This window comes from Agromyces albus (genome assembly GCF_030815405.1).
Classification (GTDB): Bacteria; Actinomycetota; Actinomycetes; order Actinomycetales; family Microbacteriaceae; genus Agromyces; species Agromyces albus_A.
This window is the reverse complement of the sequence record NZ_JAUSWX010000001.1, coordinates 2,625,212-2,648,262: the sequence shown is the minus strand read 5'-3', so window position 1 is coordinate 2,648,262 and position 23,051 is coordinate 2,625,212. Positions and strand designations below refer to the sequence as shown.

The 23,051-nt window shown below is 69.6% G+C and carries 17 protein-coding genes, 2 pseudogenes and 1 riboswitch; of the genes and pseudogenes, 10 read left to right on the top strand and 9 right to left on the bottom strand.

Annotation, left to right across the window (positions count from 1 at the left end):
- Positions 1-5: 5 nt before the first annotated feature.
- The 4 genes from QFZ29_RS12440 to QFZ29_RS12425 form a co-directional block, all read right to left on the bottom strand.
- A complete protein-coding gene (locus QFZ29_RS12440; RefSeq protein ID WP_306894398.1) occupies positions 6-4,661 on the bottom strand; it encodes an OmpL47-type beta-barrel domain-containing protein in 4,656 nt (1,551 codons plus the stop codon).
- Between the two features lie 194 nt (positions 4,662-4,855).
- Entirely contained in the window at positions 4,856-5,245 is a 390-nt protein-coding gene (locus QFZ29_RS12435) for a VOC family protein (protein ID WP_306894397.1), read from the bottom strand.
- Positions 5,246-5,363: 118 nt separating this feature from the next.
- Positions 5,364-6,974 (bottom strand): beta-N-acetylhexosaminidase, encoded by a 1,611-nt coding sequence (locus tag QFZ29_RS12430; protein WP_306894396.1) that lies wholly within the window; start codon positions 6,972-6,974, stop codon positions 5,364-5,366.
- A 44-nt stretch (positions 6,975-7,018) separates the two neighbouring features.
- Entirely contained in the window at positions 7,019-8,614 is a 1,596-nt protein-coding gene (locus QFZ29_RS12425) for a beta-N-acetylhexosaminidase (RefSeq protein WP_306894395.1), read from the bottom strand.
- Between the two features lie 130 nt (positions 8,615-8,744).
- Positions 8,745-8,825, top strand: a riboswitch (ZMP/ZTP riboswitch).
- A 69-nt stretch (positions 8,826-8,894) separates the two neighbouring features.
- Here QFZ29_RS12425 and glyA point away from each other — a divergent pair.
- A complete protein-coding gene (glyA, locus tag QFZ29_RS12420; RefSeq protein WP_306894394.1) occupies positions 8,895-10,169 on the top strand; it encodes a serine hydroxymethyltransferase in 1,275 nt (424 codons plus the stop codon).
- Between the two features lie 8 nt (positions 10,170-10,177).
- On the top strand, positions 10,178-11,062 hold the full coding sequence (locus tag QFZ29_RS12415) for a bifunctional methylenetetrahydrofolate dehydrogenase/methenyltetrahydrofolate cyclohydrolase (protein ID WP_129521614.1): 885 nt from the start codon (positions 10,178-10,180) through the stop codon (positions 11,060-11,062).
- 59 nt (positions 11,063-11,121) lie between these two features.
- Here QFZ29_RS12415 and QFZ29_RS12410 read toward each other — a convergent pair whose 3' ends face one another.
- Entirely contained in the window at positions 11,122-11,562 is a 441-nt protein-coding gene (locus QFZ29_RS12410; protein ID WP_306894393.1) for a MarR family winged helix-turn-helix transcriptional regulator, read from the bottom strand.
- Positions 11,563-11,783: 221 nt separating this feature from the next.
- Between QFZ29_RS12410 and QFZ29_RS12405 the strand changes: the two genes are divergently transcribed.
- The 5 genes and pseudogenes from QFZ29_RS12405 to QFZ29_RS12390 all read left to right on the top strand — a co-directional run bounded on the left by QFZ29_RS12405 (position 11,784) and on the right by QFZ29_RS12390 (position 17,248).
- Positions 11,784-13,526, top strand: a complete 1,743-nt coding sequence (locus QFZ29_RS12405) for a tannase/feruloyl esterase family alpha/beta hydrolase (RefSeq protein WP_306894392.1) — start codon at positions 11,784-11,786, stop codon at positions 13,524-13,526.
- Between the two features lie 156 nt (positions 13,527-13,682).
- Entirely contained in the window at positions 13,683-15,026 is a 1,344-nt protein-coding gene (locus tag QFZ29_RS12400) for an acylneuraminate cytidylyltransferase (RefSeq protein WP_306894391.1), read from the top strand.
- Between the two features lie 11 nt (positions 15,027-15,037).
- Positions 15,038-15,913, top strand: a complete 876-nt coding sequence (locus QFZ29_RS12395; RefSeq protein ID WP_306894390.1) for an N-acetylneuraminate synthase family protein — start codon at positions 15,038-15,040, stop codon at positions 15,911-15,913.
- A pseudogene (locus QFZ29_RS20425) lies at positions 15,910-16,266 on the top strand (DUF6716 putative glycosyltransferase); the annotation flags it as partial. The gene QFZ29_RS12395 and the pseudogene QFZ29_RS20425, both read left to right, overlap by 4 nt.
- 13 nt (positions 16,267-16,279) lie before the next feature.
- The gene (locus QFZ29_RS12390) at positions 16,280-17,248 is read left to right on the top strand and encodes a DUF6716 putative glycosyltransferase (RefSeq protein WP_373426209.1); all 969 of its coding nucleotides are present in this window, start codon (positions 16,280-16,282) and stop codon (positions 17,246-17,248) included.
- Between the two features lie 63 nt (positions 17,249-17,311).
- Here the strand turns inward: QFZ29_RS12390 and QFZ29_RS12385 are convergent, their stop codons facing one another.
- Positions 17,312-17,848: a gamma carbonic anhydrase family protein gene (locus QFZ29_RS12385; RefSeq protein ID WP_306894389.1), complete on the bottom strand. Its 537-nt coding sequence runs from the start codon at positions 17,846-17,848 to the stop codon at positions 17,312-17,314.
- Between the two features lie 4 nt (positions 17,849-17,852).
- Positions 17,853-19,154, bottom strand: a complete 1,302-nt coding sequence (locus tag QFZ29_RS12380; protein ID WP_306894388.1) for an APC family permease — start codon at positions 19,152-19,154, stop codon at positions 17,853-17,855.
- A gap of 204 nt (positions 19,155-19,358) precedes the next feature.
- On the opposite strand from QFZ29_RS12380, the gene QFZ29_RS12375 reads away from it, so the two are divergent.
- From QFZ29_RS12375 to QFZ29_RS20420, 3 genes and pseudogenes are all read left to right on the top strand, one after another.
- The gene (locus tag QFZ29_RS12375) at positions 19,359-19,718 is read left to right on the top strand and encodes a hypothetical protein (protein ID WP_306894387.1); all 360 of its coding nucleotides are present in this window, start codon (positions 19,359-19,361) and stop codon (positions 19,716-19,718) included.
- 9 nt (positions 19,719-19,727) lie between these two features.
- Complete coding sequence (locus QFZ29_RS12370; protein ID WP_306894386.1) at positions 19,728-20,222, top strand: YbaK/EbsC family protein; 495 nt, start codon at positions 19,728-19,730, stop codon at positions 20,220-20,222.
- Positions 20,223-20,277: 55 nt separating this feature from the next.
- Positions 20,278-20,478, top strand: a pseudogene (locus QFZ29_RS20420) (helix-turn-helix domain-containing protein); the annotation flags it as partial.
- Between the two features lie 234 nt (positions 20,479-20,712).
- On the opposite strand, the gene galK reads toward QFZ29_RS20420, so the two are convergent.
- Both galK and galT read right to left on the bottom strand, forming a co-directional pair.
- Positions 20,713-21,870 (bottom strand): galactokinase, encoded by a 1,158-nt coding sequence (gene galK / locus QFZ29_RS12365; RefSeq protein WP_306894385.1) that lies wholly within the window; start codon positions 21,868-21,870, stop codon positions 20,713-20,715.
- Entirely contained in the window at positions 21,867-22,994 is a 1,128-nt protein-coding gene (galT, locus tag QFZ29_RS12360) for a galactose-1-phosphate uridylyltransferase (protein ID WP_306896707.1), read from the bottom strand. Before galT ends, galK begins: the two co-directional genes overlap by 4 nt.
- Between the last annotated feature and the right edge of the window lie 57 nt (positions 22,995-23,051).

The following is a 23,051-nucleotide window of genomic DNA, read 5'->3' as shown; positions in this document are numbered from 1 at the left end:
AGCTGTCAGCGCAGACCGATGTTGACGTAGTAGGTCTGTCCGTCGTCCAGGGTGACGCCGATGCGATAGTAGTAGCCGCCGGACGATGTCTTCCAGTTGTATCCGTACTGGGCTCCCTCGACCCGGTAGGTGCTGCCGCTGTCCGCCGTCGCCGCGTACAGCGACTCGTCGACCGGCAGGCTCATCGAGGCGCCCTTGGCGGGGGTCAGCCACACCGGTGCGGTATTCGCCTGCACGAGTGTGCCGCTCGCATTCTTGAGCTGGAACTTGACCGGGATGGTGCTGCCGCCCTTGAAGATGCTCGTCGATGTGCCGACCTGGTGAGCGGTGTCATTGATCGGCTGCAGGAATCCGTCGAACCGGTAGATCACCCGGTAGTTCCCCGACGTCGTTCCCACGTTGCCGGCCTGGTCCGTCGCGCTCGCGGTGTAGGAGAAGGTACCGACGCCGTTGGATGTTCCTCCGGAGATCGCGACCACGCACGATCCGCCCAGGCCGGAGAAGCTGTCGTCGGCCGCGCACGTCGCTGCCGGTACGGCACCGAGGGTGTAGAGACCACCGGCCACGTTGACGCCCGTGATGGTGGGCGCCTCCGTGTCGATGTTGATCCCGGATACCGTCGCGGAGGCGGTGTTCCCTGCCGTGTCGGTCACCGTTCCGCTGGCCGAATTCGCACCGTTGGCGGTGAGGATCACGTTGTCGGGGCACGTGGCGACACCGGAGCGGGCATCGGCGCAGGTGAAGTGAACCGTCACCGGTCCCACGTACCAACCGTTGGTGCCCTGGATGCCACTGACGATCGCACCGCTGATGGTCGGTGCCGTCTTGTCGAGCTTGACGGTGACCAGGTCGGTACCGATGTTGCCTGCGGTGTCCGTCGCCGAACCGAGGATGACCTGCCCGTCCGTCTCGGTGGAGACCGTCACGGGGGCTGTCACATCTGCGACACCGGATCCCGCATCGTCGTCCTTGGCGCCGAACGTCACCGTGACGTCGCTCGTGTTCCAGTCGTTCGCGTTGGGCACGGGCGACAGGGTGTGAGTGACCATCGGGGCGATGTTGTCCCACTTGAGGGCGACGGCGTTCGCAGCCTCCGAGTTGCCGGCGAAATCGACCGCCCAGTAGTGCACGGTGCCGTCGCCGCTGCCGTCGAGCGGGACGCTGACCGTCTTGGTCGCACCTGCCGCTACCTGTTCTGCACCGCCGTCGATCCTGTAGTGGAGCTCCTTGACACCGGACAGTCCGTCCTGGTCGGTGGCGATCAACACGACGTTGGCGCTCGAACCCGTGCACCATCCGTTGGTCTTCGTGCACTGGTTGTCGGCCGTCGTGCTCGGGGCGGATCCGTCGACGTTGATGCCGCCCACGGTCTTGCCCACGCTGAGGTTGCCCGCCTCGTCGCTGGCCGGGGCGCTCGTGACGGACTGGTTGGCGCCGTCGCCGGCGATCACCTCGCTGGTCGGGCAGGAGGCCACCCCGGAAAGTGCATCCGTGCAGGTGAAGTCCAGCACGACCTGGTCGCGATACCAGCCTTCGTCGTTGGGGGTCGTCGTCGGCCCACCCTCGATCAGCGGCGCGGTGCGGTCGATGTCGATCCCGCCCACCGTTGCCGTCTTCTCGTTCCCCGCCTTGTCGAAGATGCTGGCCGAAGCACCCAGGTCCTTCCCTTCGCCGGTGATCGTGCTGTTCGCCGGCCGCGTCGACGGGTCGATGCCCGACAGTGCGTCGTCGCCGGTCCACGCGACCGTGACATTACCGTTGTACCAGCCGGCACCATTGGCATCCGTGGTCGCGGCACCGACGAGGGTCGGCCGGGTCTTGTCGATGTTGATGTGATCGACGATCGTCGAGTTCACGTTGCCTGCGACGTCCTGGGTGTCGCCCTGAATCTGCTGGTTCTCGCCCTCGGTGTCGACGGTCGCGTCGGGGCCGCAGCCGGGGACGAGTCCGGACTCGGCGTCCGTGCAGGTGAATGCCACGTCGACGTTGGTGTTGTTCCAGCCGAAGCTGTTCGCCGCAGGCGACGCCACTCCGGTGATGGCTGGAGCTACATCGTCGATGCTCACGGTCGTGGTCTGCTTCGCCTCGGCATTGCCTGCGAGGTCGACGCTCCAGTACGTGATGGTGTGACTTCCCGTCGAGAGCTCCGCGGTGAACGGCTCGCCGTACGTCTGCTCCTCGCCACCGTCGATCTGGTAGAAGGTCTTCGCGATGCCGGACTCCGCATCATTCGCGTCGAACGCAACCGGGATGCCGCTCGTGACGAACCAGCCACTCGCCGGCGAGATCGGGTTGATCACCGTCGTCACCGGCGGGATGCCGTCGATCTTGAGGGAGATGCTGTTGACGGTCGCGTCTTCGCCGTTGCCAGCGGCATCCGTGCTCCAATATGCGATGGTGTGTGTGCCCTTCTCGCTGAAGGAGAAGGCGCCGGCGTAGAGCTGGGCGGCACCGCCGTCGACGCTGTAGCGCGTTGCGGCAATGCCGGAGAGCGCGTCATGTCCGGTCAGCGTGACCTCGACGGCGTCGGCATACCACCCGCTCGCGAGCGGGTCGGGCACCGATGCGGTGGTGGTCGGTGCGGTGCGGTCGATCTGGATGCCGTCCACGGACGTGTTCGCCGTGTTCCCGGCCGCATCGGTGCACGTGGCCGATGACGAGAGGTTGCCGCCCTCGCCGGAGACGGTGTCATTCGCTGGGCCCGTCGCAAGACCAGACAGCGCATCCGTGCATGACCAGATCACCGTCACAGGATCGGTATGCCAACCAGGTGAGAACACCGCAGTGAGGACCGGCGCCGTCGTGTCGATATTGATCCCTGACACCCCAGCGCTCGCGCTGTTCCCGGCGGCATCGGTCGCGGTCCCGGTCGCCGACTGGTTCGCACCCTCGCCCAGAACCTGGGCGGGCGACGTGGACGCAAGACCCGACAGGGCATCGTTCGCGGAGAAACTCACCGTCACGTCATCCCGATACCAACCGGCTTCGTTGGCTGCCCGATCAGCCGAGGCCGAGATCGTCGGCGCGGTCTTGTCGATACTCACCACGGCCGTGTCCGACGCGGAGTTTCCCGCGTTGTCGGTCGCGGTGCCCGTCACCTGCTGAGAAAGACCCTCGGACGACTGCGTCACCGGAGCCGTGCACGACGCAACACCAGAACCAGTGTCAGCACACTCGAACGTGACCGTCACATCCTGGTTCGACCACGCACCATCCGAATACGTCAACGGCGTGAACGAGTGACCGATCGACGGCGCCGTCTTGTCGATCTTCACGTGGACCGTTTGTGCGGCCTCAACGTTGCCCGCCCCGTCCGTGCTGAAGAACGAGATCGCGTGATCGCCCTCGCTCGACAGCGTCACGCTCGTCCCGCTCTGCACCGCGCCGCCATCGACCGAATACGAGGTCGACGCGACTCCGGACAAATTGTCGTACGGCGACAACACCACCGTCACACCGTCATTCGTCCAACTATTCGACGATCCGCTCACACCCGTGACCGGAGCCGTCCGATCCACACTCACCGGCACGCTCGACGCCGTCGTCGTATTTCCGGCCTTGTCCGCAATCGAGGCGCTCGTGGTCAGCGCGCTGCCCTCGCCGGTGATCAGGCCATTGGCGGGTTGCGTCGACGGGTCGATGCCGGACAGCGCATCCGCCCCCGACCATCCGATCGTGACATCGCCCTTGTACCAGCCGTTCCCGTTGGCTGACGTGGTCGGCGTGCCCGTCAGGGTCGGCGCCGTCTTGTCGATGCTGATGCCTGAGATACTCGCGCTCGCAGAGTTGTCGGCGTTGTCCACCGCGGTGCCCGGCACGGACTGGTTCGGGCCCTCGGTGGAAAGCACGATGGAACCGCCACCGGTACAGCTCTTGACCCCGGAGAGCCCATCCGCGCAGACGAGCGAGACCGTGACGTTGGAATTGTTCCAGCCGAAGCTGTTCGCGGCCGGAGCAGCGCTGCCGCTGACGGTCGGGTTGGTCTTGTCGAGCTTGACGACTGCTGCACCGGTACCGCTGTTGCCGAGCTTGTCGGTCGCAGAGGCGTTCTTCGTGACGCTGGCGGTGTTCGAGTTCACGCTGTCTGTAGCGGGAGTGGGGCCGGTTCTGATTCCCGAGCCGGCATCCGTTGCCGACCAGGTGATCCCCACATTGCCCTTGTTCCAGCCCGCGGCATTGGCCGCGGGCGCCAGGGCCGCGATCACGACAGGGCCGGTGTTGTCGAGCGTGAACGATGCCTGCAGCGATTCGGTGTGGCCGGTGCATTTCCCCTGTGGGTTGATGTTCGGTGACGCCGACACGGTCACTGCCTGGGCGCCATCGCCCGCACCGGCCGTGGTCGTGAAGGTCCAGTTCGTCATGGCCGGGCCAGGGGCGGAGTGCGCGGTGAACGCACCAGCGACATCCACACACCTGGTGTCGCTGCTCGTGGTGACCGTGAGCGTCAGCGCACCACCCTGCTTTGCATACAGCGTGCCGTCCGACGAGACGGTACCGGTGCCGCCGGTGAAGGTCGCACTCGTCACGCTCGACGCGAAGGCAGGCGCTGCACCGAGCATCGCCGCCACCACCGCTCCCGACGCGATCACGGCGAGCCAGCCGCGCGTGCGGCCCTCGCGAATACGAACTCGTTTGGTCGAGATGCCGCTGGGAGCGCGCATGAGAACCTCCGGGGACAGCGACGCTCGGGTACGTCACTAAGCCCGTCCAAAGTCTGTTGCGTCGAAAAGACCCGGTCAATCCCCCGTTCATGGGGTGGTCAACGAGTATTCGGGCCTGACGCATCAGTCCAGCGGTGGCGGACGGTTCGCGTGTCGATCATCCAGCCGCGGCATCCGCCACCGGTGCCGCGCGCTCAAGCGGCGTCGGGCGCCGTCGTCCAGAGCCCGAGGACATTGCCCTCGGTGTCGCGGAAGTACCCGTAGTACCCCATGCCCGGGATCGCGCTCTTCGCCTGCACGACGTTCCCGCCGAGTGAGGCGATCCGCTCGAGCGTGGCGTCGATGTCGTCGACGTCGATCGTGATGATGGGGTGGGTGAGATCGCCCTCGCGCTGGAACATCCCGCCGTTGATCGCTCCGGGCTCTCGCGGCTGCTGGGTCTGTTCGTCGACGGGCGTCGTGACCACGTTCGTGTACTGCAGCTCGGGCAGGACGTCGAGCTGCCAGTCGAAGGCCGCGCCGTAGAAGTCCCTGGCTCGGCCCTGATCGTCAGCCGGGATCTCGAAATGCACCACTCCGGACATCGTGCGTCTCCCCTGGTCTCTCGCGGAGGCATGGCACACCCGCGCCTGCGCGGGATCCTAGCCCGAGGCGCCGGTCACCGGTAGGTCGGAGCGGACGGTTTCACCTGGGCTGCTGCCGTCACCAGGGCAGGTCGCTCGAGCGGTGGAAGTTCACGTCGAGCTCCTCGAAACGCTCGAGGAAGGTGACGAGGCGAAGTGCGAACTCGTCGAAGTCGCGATGTTCTCCGTTCGCCGGCGCGGGCGACCATCCGACCTCGGCGAGCGAACCGAGGCGGGGGAACGCCATGAACTCGACGTCGTCGATCGACGTGAGCGTCTCGCTCCAGAGCGGTGCCTCGATGCCGAGCACCTGGTCATCGCCGACGCCCTCGAAGATTCGGGCGGGATCCCAGTCGTAGGCGTCTGCGACGCCGGTGGGACCGGCCCAGCTGAGGCCGAGCCGGGAGTCGGCGGGGCGATCGGGGTAGACCTGATCGAGGTAGGCCACATCGGACGGCGACATCACGATCGCGCCGCCTTGGTCGAGGAAGGACTCCATGAGCTCGACGTCGAGCTCGTCGGGCTCGGCGGAGCCCCAGTACTGTCCGATCGTGCCAATGGGCAGTGCGTCGGATGCACCGACCTCCTGCCAGCCGACGACCGTCTTGCCCTCGTCTTCGGCGACCCGGGACGTGAGCTCCATGAAGTAGGTGTACTCCTCCTCGGTGTAGCCGAAGACCTCGTCTCCGCCGAGGTGCAGGTACGGCCCGGGGGTCAGCGCGGCGAGCTGCCGGATGACGTCTTCGGCGAGTCGCTCCGCGTCGACACTGGTCGGGCACAGTGTGCTCCCGCCACCGGCCGCGGGTGTGTGGGGCTGCCGCGCGACGCCGTCGCACGTGAGCTCCGGGTAGGCGGTGAGCGCGGCATGCACGTGGCCTGGCATGTTGGCCTCCGGCACGATCGTGACGTTCCGTTCCGCGGCGTAGTCGATGATTCCGGCGAATTCCTCCTGGGTGTAGAACCCACCGGGGCCGCCGTCCACCTCATACAGGCCGCCGACCTCGGTGAGCAGCGGCCAACCCTCGATCTCGATGCGCCAGCCGTGATCGTTCGAGAGGTGCATATGCAGGGTGTTGATCTTGAGCATCGCGATCTCGTCGATGAATCGCTCGACCTCCTCGATCGAGAAGAAGTGCCGGGCGACGTCGAGCATCGCGCTGCGGTAGGCGAAACGCGGGTAGTCGGAGATCTCGACCGCGACGACCTCGAGCGGATCTGAGAGCAGCTGCCCACCTTCGACGTCTGCGGGCAGGAGCTGTCGCAGGGACTGCATGCCGTTCGAGAGTCCCGCCGCCGTGGTCGCGCTGATGCGGACGCCAGATTCATCGGCTCTCAGGCGATATCCCTCGGCGGCGTGGCCATCGGGCGCCTCGCCGGCAGCGAGCACGAACGCGATATCGCCGGGTTCAGCCTCGCCGCGCACGATGGGCAGCTCGAAGCCGCTCGCCGGACGCAACAGGTCGGCGAGCTGCCGGGCGACCGCTCCCGCTTCCCGTGGGTCGCCGTCGATCATGATCCGCACGTCGGGACCGAGGCGGAACGCGTCGCCCCGGACCCCGATCACCTCGACGGGCTGCGGCACGACCGCGATGGCGGGGGCAGGTGGAGGCGCGATCAAGGCCGCTCCGGCCCACCAGGTAGCTGATGCCATGAGCACCGCAGCGAGCACCCATGCCGTGCGCCTCTTCACCGGTTTCCCCTCGACGTGTCAGGCGAGTATATGGTGCGTCGCTGTCAACGGGCGGGGAGGCCGACAGGCTCCTCGACTCGAGGCGCCGGTGCGTCGCCGGGCGTCGCCCACGGCACGCCGTCGACGCGGTGATACGCGATTCCGAGCTCGTCGAGGTGCATGCCGAGCGCGGCGAGGCGCGCGGCGAAGTCCGCCTCCGATCGGGAGCCGCCGGCCGCCACCGACGGCGACCACGCGATCTCCGCGATCGCGGCGATGCGAGGGAACGCCATGAACTCGAGTTCGGGCACCGTGGCGATCGTCTCGGTCCACACCGGCGCCTCGATGCCGAGGATGTCGGACTCGTCGATGCCGGGCACGATGCCGACGGGCTCCCACCCGTACGCCTCCTCGAGGCTCGTCGGGCCCTTGGCCCAGTCGAGTCCGAGCGTGCCGCCGAGCGGCCCCTCGGGATCGCCGGGGTACTTCATGTCGAGGTAGGCGACGTCGGCTGGGGAGAGGATGATGCTCCCGCCCTGCTCCACGAACGATCGCGTGAACAGGACGGCGTCGGCCTCGGGCTCGACGTGGCTCCAGTACTGGCCGACGGTGCCCGGAGGCAGCTCGGTCGACGCGCCGAGCTCGTGCCATCCGATCACGGTCTTGCCGGTGGCGACCGCCGCGAGCGTCATGCGGTGTACGAGGTCGAGGTAGTCGGCATGGGGCGTCGCGAGCGATTCGTCGCCCCCGAGGTGCAGCCACGGCCCCGGCGTCAGCTCGGCGACCTCGCGCGTGACGTCGGCGAGGAAGCGGTCGGTGGCCTCCGCGCGCTCGGGCGACGCGCAGAGCGACGAGAACCCCACCTCGACGCCCTCGTACGGCTCGGCGGCGACGCCGTCGCAGTTCAGTTCGGGGTAGGCGCTGAGCGCGGCGTTCGTGTGGCCGGGCAGGTCGAGCTCGGGCACGATCGTGACGAACCGCGCGGCCGCGTACTCGACGATCCGGCGGTAGTCGTCCTTCGTGTAGAAGCCGCCGCCGGCACCGCCGACCGAGGTCGACGCGCCGATGCCGGTGAGCTCGGGCCAGGAATCGATCTCGATGCGCCAGCCCTGGTCGTCGGTGAGATGCAGGTGCAGCGCGTTGAGCTTCAGCAGCGACAGCCGGTCGACGAAGTCGAGCACGTCCTCGACGGCGAAGAAGTGCCGCGCCACGTCGAGCATCGCGCCTCGGTAGGCGAAGCGAGGGGAATCAGTGACGGATGCCGCGGGCACGGTCCATCCGCCCGCCGGTGCGCGCGAGGCATCCGCTCGCTCGATCTCGGGCGGAAGCAGCTGGCGCAGCGATTGCGTGCCCCGGAACAACCCGGCAGCTGCATCGGCCGCGATGCGCACGCCGTCGCCGCCGGACTCGAGGGTGTATCCCTCGGGCGACCCGCCGGCCGCGCCGTCGGAGATGACGAGACGGAGGTCGGATGCCCCGGCCGCGCCTTCGACGACGGGCAGCTCGAATCCCGTGGCCGCGCGCACTCGCCCGGCGAACGTCTCGGCGACCGCCGCCGCGTCGGCGCAGTTCACGACGAACCGGGAGTCGTCGTCGAGCCGGAAGGGCGCCGCGCCTTCGTGGAGTTCGAAGAAGGTGGGGGCGGGGATGATGCCGGTCACGGCGTCTCCGATCGGTACTGGGAGTCAGGAATCCTAACTAACAAGCTATCGGACCATCGTGTCATGGAAGGTCACCGTCGCGCTCGTGCGGCGCACGGGAAACGCCGGATCCGGCATCCGTTGCTATGCTTGCGAGCGTCGCGACTGGCGTTGAGATGGATACCATCGGGGAGCGACTGGCACGGACCGACCGCACGCCTGGGCCGGTACGCATACCTCGGCGCTGGCGCGCGCGAGGCAGCACCCCTACGTAGGTCCGTATGTCATGAAGGAGCCAGTCTTGGCCGAGTCCGTTTTCAATGCGCCGCTGTCCGAGGTCGACCCCGAGATCGCCGAAGTTCTCGAGCTCGAGCTCGGTCGCCAGCGCAACTACCTCGAGATGATCGCGAGCGAGAACTTCGTTCCCGTCTCGGTGCTGCAGTCCCAGGGTTCCGTGCTCACGAACAAGTACGCCGAGGGCTACCCCGGCCGCCGCTACTACGGCGGTTGCGAGTACGTCGACGTCGCCGAGTCCCTCGCGATCGAGCGCGCGAAGTCGCTCTTCGGCGCCGAGTACGCCAACGTGCAGCCGCACTCGGGCGCCACCGCCAATGCGGCGGTGCTGAGCGCGATCGCGACGCCCGGCGACACGATCCTCGGCCTCGAGCTCGCGCACGGCGGCCACCTCACGCACGGCATGCGCCTGAACTTCTCGGGCAAGCTCTACAACGCCGTCTCCTACGGCGTCGACCCCGAGACCTTCCTCGTCGACATGAACGTCGTGCGCGACAAGGCGCTCGAGCACAAGCCGAAGGTCATCATCGCCGGGTGGTCGGCCTACCCCCGCCACCTCGACTTCGCCGCGTTCCGCGAGATCGCCGACGAGGTCGGCGCGAAGCTCTGGGTCGACATGGCGCACTTCGCCGGCCTCGTCGCCGCGGGCCTGCACCCGAGCCCGGTGCCGCACGCCGACGTCGTCTCGTCGACCGTGCACAAGACGATCGGCGGCCCCCGCTCGGGCTTCATCGTCGCACGTGACACCGAGCTCGCGAAGAAGCTCAACTCCAACGTCTTCCCGGGCCAGCAGGGCGGACCGCTCATGCACGTCATCGCCGCGAAGGCCACGGCATTCAAGATCGCGGCCTCTGAAGACTTCAAGCTGCGCCAGGAGCGCACCATCCGCGGTGCCCAGATCCTCGCCGAGCGGCTCACCGCCGACGACTCGCGCGCCGCGGGCATCGACGTGCTCACGGGTGGCACCGACGTGCACCTCGTGCTCGCCGACCTCCGCAACAGCCCGGTCGACGGCCAGCAGGCCGAAGACCTCCTGCACGAGGCGCTCATCACCGTGAACCGCAACGCGGTGCCGTTCGACCCCCGCCCGCCGATGGTCACGTCGGGCCTGCGCATCGGCACCCCGGCGCTCGCGACCCGCGGCTTCGGCGATGCCGAGTTCGTCGAGGTCGCCGACATCATCGCGCTCGCGCTCAAGGGCGAAGCGGATGTCGCGGCGCTCCGCTCTCGCGTCGAGGCCCTCACGGCGGCGTTCCCGCTGTACCCGGGCCTCGAGCAGTAGGCGCCATCATGACCGCGATCACGCTCGACGGGGTGGCGACGGCCTCGGCCGTGAAGGGCGAGCTCGCCTCGCGCATCAAGTTGCTGAAGGCGCACGGGGTCGTGCCGGGGCTCGGCACGCTCCTCGTGGGCGACGATCCCGGCTCGCGGTCGTACGTCGCGGGCAAGCACCGCGATTGCGCGGAGGTGGGCATCGAGTCCATCCGCGTCGACCTGCCGGCCTCGGCGACCACGGCCGACGTGCGCGCCGCGATCCGCGACCTGAACGCGGCATCCGAGGTCACCGGATACATCGTGCAGCTGCCGTTGCCCGCCGGGCACGACGAGAACGCGATGCTCGAGCTGCTCGATCCCGACAAAGACGCCGACGGGCTTCACCCCACGAACCTCGGCCGGCTCGTGCTCGGCATCGAGGGGGAGCTGCACTCGCCGCTGCCGTGCACGCCCGCGGGCATCGTCGAGATGCTGCGGCGCTACGACGTGCCGATTCGCGGGCGGCACGTGACCGTGATCGGCCGCGGGCTCACCGTCGGCCGTCCGCTCGGGCTGCTCTTCACCCGCAAGGGCCTCGACGCCACCGTCACGCTCACGCACTCGCGCACACAAGACCTGCCCACCGAAGTGGCTCGCGCCGACATCGTCGTCGCGGCCGTCGGCGTGCCGCACCTCGTGAAAGCCGATTGGGTGAAGCCCGGCGCGGCCGTGCTCGACGTGGGCATCACGCGCGTGCAAGACGACGACACCGGCAAGGGCCGGCTCACGGGCGACGTCGATCCCGGCGTTGCCGAGGTGGCCGGCCACCTCTCGCCGAATCCCGGCGGGGTGGGCCCGATGACCCGCGCGATGCTGCTCGCCAACGTCGTGAAGGCGGCGGAGCAGCGCCTGCACCGGTAAGCAGGCGGGCGCTCGTACTTACCGCTGCGGCGAAACTGCAGGTACGGACCCAGCGGGCCTCACCCATCGTCGGGGAAGGCGAGCTGTCGGAGCACGCGGATCGCCTCGGTGCGCGCCTCGGGGGTCAGCCTCTGAAAGAGGTCCCGCTCGCCCGCGCGAGTTGCGGCCACCGCCTGTTTGAACAACGCATGACCGGCGGGCGTGGCGACCACGATCTTCATCCTGCGGTCGCCGCGCCCCACCAAGCGCGAGACGAATCCTCGATTCTCCAGGTCGTCGACGATGGCCACAACGCGGCTGGGATCGAGCCGCAGGAACTCGGAGATGCCGCGTTGCGTGATGCCGTCGTGCTCGACGGCCAGGGTGAGGGTCGCGAAAGCCCGTACCGTCAATCCGAGCGGCTGAAGCGAATCGTTGCCGGCCGCGATTCCCGCGGCGCTCGCGCGGGCGAGCAGGAAGGCGATGTCATCGAGAAGAACACTCTCGCCCCCTTTTCCCACGCTCCGATCCTTCCGGCAGGCAACGGCACAACCGTAGCACCGTCGGCTTGCGACGAGGGCTGGCGCATATTGGATGCAACCATCAATCGTTGCAATATGCAATCAATGGGTCTACTCTGTTGCACCAACGGCGGCGCAGCGTTGCGTCCATCGTCACCGCGTCGGTGAGAACGACCTCGCCGGCGCTGCATGGAGAGGATCGACATGTCATCCATCGTGAAGTGCAGAGCCCGGCGGTCACCGTCGTCGGCACCGAGGTGACGGCGATGATGCGCGGCGGAATACGCGCGGTCACCCTCGGTGCCGCGGCAGTCGTCGCGCTGATGATCTCCGGCGCGGCCGCGGCCGCCGCCGCGGTCCCCGTCGCTCCGTCCACGGCGATCCCGCAGCTCTCACCGGCGGAGCCCGGAACCCTCGGGGAGTGCGAATCGCTCATCGCGTTCGAGTACGACAGCACCGTGATCACCGGCGCCGAGATCATCGCGGCCGGCACGCTGTCGGGCGTCGAGGTCGGCGAGCACTGCCTCGTTCGCGGCCACATGAACGAACGCTTCAGCGAGGTCGACGGCCAGGCCTACCGCATCGGATTCGAGATGCGCCTGCCGACTGACTGGAGCGGGCGCTATCTCTACCAGGGCAACGGCGGTCTCGACGGCAATGTCGCGACCGCGCTCGGGAATGCGGGAAGCGAGAGCGGCCTGCAGCTCGGCTTCGCGGTGATCAGCTCGGACGCCGGACACCCCGGATCGATGGGACCGACGTTCGGGATCGACCCTCAGGCACGCCTGGACTACGGGTATCAAGCGGTCGGCACCCTGACGCCCATGGCCAAGGCGCTGATCGAGGCGGCGTACGGCAAGTCCCCCGATCGGTCGTACATGACCGGCGGATCCAACGGCGGGCGCCACACGATGGTCGGCGCGGCGCGCTACGCCGACCAGTACGACGGGTTCCTCGCGGTGGCGCCGGGCTTCAACCTGCCGCAGGCCGCCGTCGCGCAGGTGTGGGGCGCCCAGCAATGGGTCACGGTGGCCACCGACGCCGCGGACCTCAACACGGCCCTGACCCCCGCCGAGCGACGGGTGATCGCCGATGCCATCCTCGCCCGGTGCGATGGGCTCGACCGGATCGAGGACGGCATGGTCCAGGACAGCGAGCGCTGTCAGAAGGCCTTCTCCATCGATCGCGACGTCCCGACCTGCGAGGTCGATCGGGACGGCACCTGCCTCACCGCAGAGCAGAAGTCGGTCGTCTCCGATGTCTTCGCCGGAGCACGCACCAGCGAGGGCGAGGAGATCTACAGCTCGTTCCCGTTCGATCCCGGACTGGCCCAGGGCAACTGGGCATTCTGGAAGTTCTTCGCGTCGAGGAGCCTCGATCCCGGCGCCATCGGATTCATCTTCGGGACACCGCCGGATCCCAGCATCCCCGCCTCGCCGCTCACGGTCGACATCGACGCCGTCGCGCAGAGCATCTCCGCGACGAGCGGCATCTACACCGAGAGCGGCATGGAGTTCATGACGCCGCCGGATCCGACGAGGCTCGACACGCTCCGGGAGCGCGGTGGGAAGATGATCGTCGTCCACGGCGCATCGGACGGGGTGTTCTCTGTCGACGACACCGGATCCTGGTACGACGAGCTCGACGCGAACTACGGCCAGAAGGCCGATCAGTTCGCCCGGTACTTCGAAGTGCCCGGCATGGGACATGTGAGAGGGGGCCCTGCGACCGACCAGTACGAAGGGCTCACCGCCCTGATCGATTGGGTCGAGTACGGATCGGCCCCCGACCGGATCGACGCGTGGGTGAACCCGGCAAACGCCGACGTTCCCGCGAGCTGGTCCGCCGATCTCAGCCGCCCCCTCTGCCCATTCCCCTCGGTGGCGCAGTACGCGTCGGGCGATCCCGACAGTGCCGACAGCTTCGTCTGCAAGCACAGCGGCGGCGGCATCGGGCGCGGTTGAACCCACCGCGGTGATTCGTCCCGGTCCTCTTCAGGCGTGAGAGGGCCGGGACGGGCTAGCGGAGCTGCGCCTGCGGCACCGCTCGTCGACCTCGCGGTCGCCCGGCGTTCACCACGTGTGCACCAGGCGGCCGCTTGGCGCGCGTAGCTTCGCGCCATGGCCCAGATCGATCTCGCCGAGGCGCCGGCCGTCGTCGCCGCCGCACATCACGCGGACACACGCACCGGCCGGGCGGATGCCGCGGCCGGCGTCGCGACCGCGATCATCCCGGCGCGGGGCGGATCGCGGGGCCTGCCCGGCAAGAACGTCGCCCGGGTGGGGGGCGTGCCGCTCATCGAGCGTGCCGTGCGCGCCGCGCTCGCCGCGGATCGGATCGGCCGCGTCGTCGTCACGACCGACAACGCGGAGATCGCCGAGGCCGCTCGCGCAGCGGGTGCCGAGGTCGTCGAGCGCCCAGCCGAACTCGCCGGGAGCACCGCCACGAGCGAGTCGGCGCTGCTGCACGCGCTGGATGCGCTGGATGCCATGGCGGCGGGTTTCGAGACGCTCCCTCCGGGTGCTCCCCGACCCGCGGCGGCGGCGGTGACCGTCTTCATCCAGGCGACATCGCCGTTCATCGACCCGGCCGACCTCGACGCCGCCGTCGAACGCGTCGCGAGCGGCGAGCGCGACGTCGTGTTTTCCGCGGCTCCGACGCACGTGTTCCTCTGGCGCGAGATCGGCTCGACCGCCGTGGGCGTGAATCACGAGATGTCCCACCGTCCGCGCCGGCAGGACCGCACGCCCGAGTACGCCGAGACGGGCGCGTTCTACGTGTTCGCCAACGCCGGCTTCCGGGAGGCGGGACACCGCTTCTTCGGGCGCGTGGGCGTCCAGCCCGTGCACCCCGATCACGCCACCGAGATCGACGACGCCGCCGACCTCGAGCGTGCGCGCACGCTCGCCGTGCGGGTCGATCGCGACCTCTGCCCGCGGCATCCGCTCATCGACGTCGACGCGCTCATCACCGACTTCGACGGCGTGCACACCGACGACACGGTCATGGTCGACCAGCTCGGGCGCGAGACGGTGCGGGTCAGCCGCAGCGACGGGCACGGCATCGCCCGACTTCGTGCGGCCGGCATCCCCGTGCTCATCATCTCCGCCGAGGAGAATCCGGTGGTCGGGCGCCGAGCCGAGAAGCTCGGCGTCGAGTGCGCCCAGGGCGTTTCGGACAAGGGTGCGGTGCTTCGCGCGTGGGCTGAGGACCGGAGCATCCGTCTCGATCGCATCGCCTATCTCGGCAATGACCGCGGCGACCTGCCCGCCCTCGATCTCGTCGGATGGCCGATCGCGGTTCCGGATGCTGCGCCTGAGGCGCTCGCGGCGGCCCGCCACGTACTCGCGCAGCCCGGCGGGCACGGCGCCGTGCGCGAGCTCGCCGACCTGATCCTCGAGGCACGTGACTCCCACGTCGCCCGGGCGGCGCTCGAATCCGCGCGCCCGCACGATTCGAAATGAGGGAGAACGACATGACCGTACGCATCGGCCGATCCGCGATCGGCCCCGGCCTGCCCGTCTACGTGATCGGCGAGATCGGCCTGAATCACAACGGCGATGTCGACATCGCGCGCCGGCTCATCGACGTGGCCGTCGAGTCGGGGGCGCAAGCCGTGAAGTTCCAGAAGCGCACCCCCGAGATCGCCACGCCTGAGCACATGCGCGACGTGCCCCGCGAGACGCCGTGGGGCACGATGAGCTACCTCGACTACCGGCGGCGCGTCGAGTTCGGCCAGTCCGAGTACCTCGAGATCGCCTCGTACGCGATGCGGAGCGGCATCGACTGGTTCGCCTCGCCGTGGGATGTCCCGTCGGTCGAGTTCCTCGATGACCTCGACGTCGTGGCGCACAAGGTGGCCTCGGCCTCGGTCACCGATCTCGCACTGCTCGATGCGATCGCCGAGACTGGCAAGCCCGTCATCCTCTCGACCGGGATGTCGACGCTCGACGAGATCGACCGCGCCGTCGAGACGCTCGGCACCGACCGGCTCGTCATCATGCACGCGACCTCGAGCTATCCGATGCCGCCCGAGGAGGCGAACCTCCGCACGATCGAGACGCTCCGCTCGCGCTATCCCGGCGTTCCGATCGGCTACTCGGGGCACGAGCGCGGCCTGCAGATCTCGCTGGCAGCGGTCACGCTCGGCGCCGTCGCGGTGGAGCGGCACATCACCCTCGATCGGGCGATGTGGGGCTCCGACCAGGCGGCGTCGCTCGAGCCGGTGGGATTCGAGCATCTCGTGCGCGACATCCGCGTGATCGGCGAGGCCATGGGCGACGGCGTGAAGCGCGTCTTCCCGGGCGAGGAGGCTCCGCGCGCGAAGCTCCGCCGGGTGCCGGCGCTGTGAGGCGCTCGCTCCTCGTCGTCGCGGACTCCGACTCCTACGTCAAGTGGGGCGCCTCCCTCGCCTCGCAGCTGCCGGCCGACTCGTGGTCGGTCGAGTTCGTCGTGCTCGCCACGCCGGTGCTTCCGAGCGCCAGGCAGCTCCGCGTCGCGCTCGCCGGCACGATGTTCTCGCCGGATTCCGTGCGCACGGTCGAGCTCGACGAACTGCCCCGACTCATCGCAGCGCAGCGACCCGACGCCGCGCTGATCTCGCTCCGGGGGCCGCTCGTGCGCGTCGTCGTGCCCCTCGTGGCAGCCGGCCCCGATCGGCCGGTGCTCCTGAGCGGATTCCCCGGCCTCACCATCCCGGCCGACGCCGAAGGCGATCGTGTACCGCGAGCAGGTCGACCTCATCGTGCTGCACAGCCGGCGCGAGGTTCGCGAATTCACGGGCAATGCCACGGAGCTCGAGGTGCCGGTCGCCCTCGGGCTCGCGACGCTCCCGTTCCTCAGGACACGCACGTCAGTGATGACGGCGGCCGGCGGGGGGAGCGACTCGAACGGCACTGCGGAGTCGAGCGACACCGTCTACTCGAGCGGCACGAGCGCACAGGAACGCACCGACCTCGTCTTCGCGGCCCAGGCGAAGGTGCCCGCGACCCGCGAAGAGCGCGTGCAGCTCCTCGGCTGGCTTGCAGCCGCGGCGCGACGTCGCCCGGCGCGCCGCGTCATCGTGAAGGTTCGGGCTCGGGCGGGCGAGGCGCAGACGCACGCCGAGACCTTCGACTTCGCCGAGCTCCTCGCCGACCCGGCCGTGCGCGATGAGCTCGGCGGCACCCTCCCACCGAACCTCCTGGTGCTCGACGGTCCGATGCACGAGCACCTCGAACGGGCCGCCGTACTCGTCACCGTGAGCTCGACGGCGGTCCTCGAGGCGGTGGCGGCGGGCGTGCCGGCGCTCCTCATCGACGAGTTCGGCGTGGAACCGAAGCTCATCAACACGGTCTTCGAGGGAAGCGGCCTGTTCGCCGGCGCCGACGCCGTCATCGCGGGTGCCGGACGGCATCCCGACCCCGACTGGCTCGCCGACAACTACTTCCACGACGGTGAGCACGACGACTGGACCGATCGGCTCGACGACCTCGTCGCCGCGCGAGACGACGGGCAGCTTCCGCTCCGTGCGCGCCGGCACAACCTGCAGGGCGGGGCGCTCCGCAGGGCCTTCGAGCGCAAGCGGATGCTGGGCGGCCACGACCGCTCGCTCGCCGGCTTCGTCGCGATGGCCGTGGCCATTCCCTCGCGATGGGTTCTGCGCCGGGTGCGTCGAATCCGCCGGCCGCTCACCGAATCGGCCTGAGCTGAGCCCAGTCGACGGTGCCCGCGACCGGGCCTGCTCGGCCGGGAGCGGCTCGAGCCGCCGTCAGTCGACGGGAGCGGTGTGCTCGTCGACGTGGCGCAGGTAGGAGGCGGCGTTCCGGCGAATACCCGCCCGCTCGTCGTCGCTCAGCTCGCGCCGCACCTTCGCGGGCACACCGGCCACGAGCGAACCGGGCGGCACGACCGTTCCCTCGAGCACCACGGCGCCGGCCGCGACGAGCGAGCCGGCGCCGATGACGGCCCCGTTCAGCACCGTTGCGCTCATGCCGATGAGGCAGTCGTCTTCGACGGTGCAGCCGTGCAGCACCGCGCCGTGCCCGACCGAGACGCGACGGCCGACGGTGAGCGGGTATCCCGCGTCGACGTGGCAGACGACGGCGTCTTGCAGGTTCGAGTCCTCGCCGAGGGTGATCCGCTCGGCTTCGGCGCGGAGCACTGCGTTGTACCAGACGCTCGACCCGGCGGCGAGGCGCACATCGCCCACGATGACCGCGCCCGCCGCGACGAACGCGGTCTCGTCGACGACAGGGGCCTGGATGCCCGCGAGGGTGAGGATGCGGGCAGACGGGTCGGCGCTCATCCCGTCAGCCTACGGGGCCGCTCGGTTCGGCCCCGCGTCGCGAGCGGACGGCCCGCGAGACGAGCCGATACGTCACGCCGACGGCGAGCACAGCGAGACCCGCGACGATCGACACGAGCGGCAGGGTGACGACGAGCACGAGGCATCCGATGGCCCCCGCCACCGAGAGTGCGCGCGGCACCCGGCGGTCGGCGCGCGGCTGGGTGATCGCCGCGGCGTTGGCGATGAAGTAGTAGAGCAGCACGCCGAACGACGAGAAGCCGATCGCGCCGCGCAGGTCGACCGCGAGCACGACGACGACGATGACGACGGCCACCGCGATCTCGGCGATATAGGGGACCCGGAACCGCGGATGCACCGCCGCGAGCGCGCGTGGCAGCTCGCCGTCGCGCGCCATCGCGAGACTCGTGCGACCGACGCCCGCGATGAGGGCGAGCAGCGCGCCGAGGGCCGCCGCCGCGGCGCCGAGGCGCACGAGCGGCTCGGCCCAGTTCCAGCCGTTGGCCTCGACGACGTCGACGAGCGGGGCGCCGGATGCCGCGAGCCCGTCGGCGCCGAGCGAGGCGAGTGCGACCGTGCCGATCGCGGCGTACACGACGACCGTGATCCCGAGCGAGATCGCGATCGCACGGGGGATCGTGCGAGCCGGTTCGCGCACCTCCTCGCCGAGCGTCGCGATGCGCGCGTAGCCGGCGAACGCGAAGAACAGCAGCCCCGCGGACTGCAGGATGCCGAGCCATCCCTCGGCGAGCAGATCACCCGCGCCGAACGGCGCGCCGCCTTGGAACATGGAGGTCGATCCGGCGACGACGACGAGCACGAGCACGGCGAGCACGCCGATCACGATGACCGTGGCAACGCGCGCCGTGCGGGTGATGCCGCGAAGGTTGACGGCCGCGAGCACGATGACCGCGGCCGCCGCGAGCGGCCGCTCCCAGCCTGGGGGAGCGAGGTACGCGGCGAACGTGATCGCCATGGCCGCGCAGCTCGCCGTCTTGCCGATGACGAAGCTCCACCCCGCGAAGAATCCCGGCCACTCGCCGAGCCGCTCGCGACCGTAGCGGTAGGCGCCGCCCGACTCGGGGTAGCGTGCCGCGAGTTGGGCGGTCGAGCTCGCATTCGCGAACGCCACGAAAGCGGCGATCGCGAGGCCGACGAGAAGCCCTTCACCGGCGGCGTGCGCGGCAGGGGCGAAGGCGGCGAAGACGCCGGCGCCGATCATCGCAGCGAGGCCGATCACGACGGCGTCGCGGAGTCCGAGGCGGCGGGCGAGGGAAGGCTGGGTCACGCTCGCACGATAGTGCATGGGGGCGAATCGAGCGCGAACGCATCGGGGCATCCCAGGTGCTGCGGCGGGAGCGCGGCGCTCCGATCAGCGCATCGTCGTGGCCGTCGCCGCGGTTGTCGCGCTCCTCACGGGCGGAGGCGCGTTGGCTCTCGTCGCGAGCGAATCCGCATCCGCGCGCCCGGCGTCGCCTTCGGTCCACGAGCCCCAGGCGTCGACGCCTACATGGTGTACGACCTGCTCGACGACTGGAACGACCCGCAGAACCCCGAGGCCAACTTCGGGCTCGTGCGCAATCCCTCCTCGCAGTCGGGCGTGCTCGCTCCGAAGCCCGCATTCACGACGATGGCGGTGCTCACGCGCCAGCTCCAGAATCGCGTCTTCGATCGTCGCGACTCCGTGCCGCAGGGTGCCTATTCACTCGTGTTCACGGATGCCTCGGGCGGCGCCCTTCGCGTCATGTGGGCGACGGCGCCGACGGCGCGTCACGATCAGGATCGGCGAGGATCCGATCTACGTATCGGGCGGCGGGATGGCCTTCTAGCGGGTGATTCCTTCGCGCCGACGGTCTCCGCCCGATCGTAGGATCGGTGCATGGCCCAGTCCTCCCACCCCGCCGTCGACCGTGTCGCCGAAGCTCTCGCCGGCCACGGCCTCAGCCCTGAGATCTTCTGGTTCGACGACGCCGTGACGACGGCGCAGCTCGCGGCCGACGCACTCGGTGTCGAGGTCGGCCAGATCGCGAACTCGCTCGTGTTCACGATCGACGAAGAGCCGATCCTCGTGCTCACCTCGGGATCGCACCGCGTCGACACCGAGTGGCTCGGCGAGGAGCTCGGTGGCGTCATCCGACGGGCGTCGAAGGAGACCGTGAAGAACGCCACCGGGCAGGTGATCGGCGGCGTCGCACCGCTCGGTCACCCGGCACCGGTGCGCACGATCGTCGATGTGCAGCTCGCCGAGTATCCCGTCGTGTGGGCGGCCGCGGGCCACGCGAAGACGGTGTTCCCCACGACCTTCGACGAGCTCGTGCGCATCACGGGCGGCGCGCCGCGCCCCGTCGAGCCGGCGCCCGAGGCATCCGCGTGACGTCGCTCCGCGTAGCATGGCCGCGCCCCTGCGCGATGGCATAGGGTAGCTCGGCATGCGGCGGGAGCAGCACGGCGTTAGACGGCAGGGGCTCGACCGCGTCGATGCCGCCGAGATCGATGTGCCTGGAATCGTGATGCGCGTGCGGCGGATATGCGATTTGAGCCAGCGGGAGCTCGGGGTCGCGCTTGGCCTCGACCAGTCACAGGTGGCTCGCATCGAGTCGTCGCGACGCCGGGTCGACCTTCTGCTGCTGGGAAAGATCTTGGCGCTCGCCGAGATGCGCATCGCCGTCCTCGATCGAGACGGGGTCGAGGTCATTCCGGTCCCGAGGACGTACTCCGCGACAACGCCGAACGCCTCCGGCACGCGCGACACCTGGCGGTGGCCCTATTCGAAGTCGAGTGCACCTGCCTCGATGGGTAGTGGGAGAGCCGCGGCTGCATCGACGACTGCGCGTGCCGATGCGACCCCTGACTGCTCGCCGCCGTTATGCGTCGCGCCGTGCACCCTGGCTCGGGCGCACGGTGAACACGGCGGGCTCGCGATAGCCTCGCTCGGCGAACGCGGCGAGCACCTCACGCGTCACGACCGGCACGAGCCCGTCGATCACGAGCGCGATCGCGGAGCCGCCGAAGCCGCCGCCCGTCATGCGCGCGCCGATCGCGCCGTGTGCCTGCGCGGTCTCGACCGCGAGATCGAGCTCGGGCACCGAGATCTCGAAGTCGTCGCGCATCGAGACGTGCGAGGCGTCGAGCAACGGCCCGATCGCGCCAGGGCCGTCTTCCCGAAGGGTGCGCACGGTGTCGAGCACACGCTGGTTCTCGGTGACGACGTGGCGAACACGGCGGAACGTCTCGTCGTCGAGCAGCACCTCGGCGCGAGCGAGATCGTCGGGATGGACATCGCGCAGCGACTCGGCCCCGAGCGCGCGCGCTCCGGCTTCGCACGAGGCGCGCCGCGCCGCGTACCCGCCGGAGGCGTGCGCGTGCTCGACGCGCACGTCGATGACCACGAGCGAGAGCCCGTCGGTCTCGAACCCGAGCGGGATGACGTCGGCGTCGAGGCTCCGGCAGTCGAGGAAGACGGCGGCGTCGGCCTCGCCGAGGAGCGACGCCGACTGGTCCATGATGCCCGTCGGCGCGCCGACGACGCGATTCTCGGCGAGCTGGCCGACCTTCGCGAGCGTGGGCCGGTCGAACCCGAGACCCCAGTGCTCGTCGAGTGCGAGCGCGACGGCAGACTCGATCGCGGCCGACGAGGAGAGTCCAGCTCCGACCGGCACGCGAGAACTCAGGTACAGGTCTACGCCGCGCACGTGCTCGAGGTCGGCGCCGAACTCGCCGAGGGCCCAGGCGACGCCGAGGGGATACGCCGCCCAACCGCTCAGCGCCTCGGGCGCGAGCTCGTCGAGGTGGATCTCGACGGGCTCGGCGGCGAAGCTCGAGGCGACGCGGAGGACGCGGTCGTCACGATCGCCGAGGGCCACCGCCGTGCGCCGGTCGATCGCGAACGGGAATACGAACCCGTCGTTGTAATCGGTGTGCTCGCCGATCAGGTTGACGCGGCCGGGTGCTGACCACGTGCCGATGGGTGGGCGTCCGAACCACTCGGCGAATCCGTGCATCGCCTCGGCGACCTCGCTCATACCTGGACCCTTCCGATTGCGGCGCGCAGCGCCTCAGCTTGCGACTCAGGAGTGACATCCCCGATCCATGCCCCCATCGCGGCCTCCGAGCCGGCGAGGTACTTCAACTTGTCGGCGGCGCGGCGAGGGCTCGTGAGCTGCAGCATGAGCCGCACGTCGTCGCGTCGCTCGTGCACGGGCGCCTGGTGCCACGCCGCGATGTACGGCGTGGGCGTGTCGTAGAGCGCGTCGACACCGCGCAACAGCCGCAGGTAGAGCTCGGCGAGCTCGTCGCGCTCGGCGAGGCTCGTCGCCGCGAAGTCGGGCACGTGACGGTGGGGGAGCAGGTGCACCTCGATGGGCCAGCGTGCCGCGAACGGCACGAACGCCGTCCAGTGCTCGCCCGTGATGAGCACTCGCGGCCCGTTCCGCTCCCGCTCGAGGAGGTCGGCGAAGAGCGTCGGCCCGTAGGCCTCGACCGAGTCGAGGAGTCGCTGGGTGCGCGGCGTCACATAGGGGTAGGCGTAGATCTGGCCGTGGGGGTGCCCGAGCGTCACGCCGATCTCCTTCCCGCGATTCTCGAACGGGAAGACCTGCTCGACGCCGGGCAGCGCCGACAGCGCGGCCGTGCGCTGGGCCCATGCCTCGATCACCGTGCGGGCGCGCGAGACCGTGAGGGTGCCGAAGGAGCCCTCGTGCTCTGGGCTGAAGCACACGACCTCGCACCGGCCGATCGACGTGCGAGTGCGTTCGAGCCCGACGCTGCGGAGCTCGGCGAGGGCGGCGGCGCTCGCGGCATCCGTGCCGTCGGCCGCGAGCTCGGGCCCGAACGACGGCGAACGGTTCTCGAACACGGCCACGTCGTACGCGCTCGGGATCTCTGAAGGGTTGCCCTCGCGCTGCGGCGCGAGCGGATCGAGATCGGCAGGGGGCAGGAACACCCGGTTCTGCCGGGCGGCGGCGATCGAGATCCATTCGCCGGTGAGCGGATCCTGCCGCATGTGCGCGGTGGCGGGTCGAGGATCGAGCGCTCGCTCGTCGATGCCGCGTTCGGGCGGCAGCGTCGTGTCGGCGTCGTCGAAGTAGATGAGCTCGCGGCCGTCGGCCAGGGTGCTGCGACGCACCTCGATGCGAGGGTCGGTGATGGGGACGGATGCCGCGTCGGCGGTCTCGTTCGGGTCGGCCACGCCGCGATGATACGC

Excerpts from the sequence above, each read along its gene's own strand:
- QFZ29_RS12385 (WP_306894389.1), bottom strand. The coding sequence starts at position 17,848 with ATGAGCGCCGACCCGTCTGCCCGCATCCTCACCCTCGCGGGCATCCAG.
- QFZ29_RS12440 (WP_306894398.1), bottom strand. The coding sequence starts at position 4,661 with ATGCGCGCTCCCAGCGGCATCTCGACCAAACGAGTTCGTATTCGCGAG.
- galK (WP_306894385.1), bottom strand. The coding sequence starts at position 21,870 with ATGAGCGAGGTCGCCGAGGCGATGCACGGATTCGCCGAGTGGTTCGGA.
- QFZ29_RS12380 (WP_306894388.1), bottom strand. The coding sequence starts at position 19,154 with ATGCACTATCGTGCGAGCGTGACCCAGCCTTCCCTCGCCCGCCGCCTC.
- QFZ29_RS12415 (WP_129521614.1), top strand. The coding sequence starts at position 10,178 with ATGACCGCGATCACGCTCGACGGGGTGGCGACGGCCTCGGCCGTGAAG.
- QFZ29_RS12375 (WP_306894387.1), top strand. The coding sequence starts at position 19,359 with ATGGTGTACGACCTGCTCGACGACTGGAACGACCCGCAGAACCCCGAG.
- QFZ29_RS12400 (WP_306894391.1), top strand. The coding sequence starts at position 13,683 with ATGGCCCAGATCGATCTCGCCGAGGCGCCGGCCGTCGTCGCCGCCGCA.
- QFZ29_RS12435 (WP_306894397.1), bottom strand. The coding sequence starts at position 5,245 with ATGTCCGGAGTGGTGCATTTCGAGATCCCGGCTGACGATCAGGGCCGA.
- QFZ29_RS12395 (WP_306894390.1), top strand. The coding sequence starts at position 15,038 with ATGACCGTACGCATCGGCCGATCCGCGATCGGCCCCGGCCTGCCCGTC.
- QFZ29_RS12370 (WP_306894386.1), top strand. The coding sequence starts at position 19,728 with ATGGCCCAGTCCTCCCACCCCGCCGTCGACCGTGTCGCCGAAGCTCTC.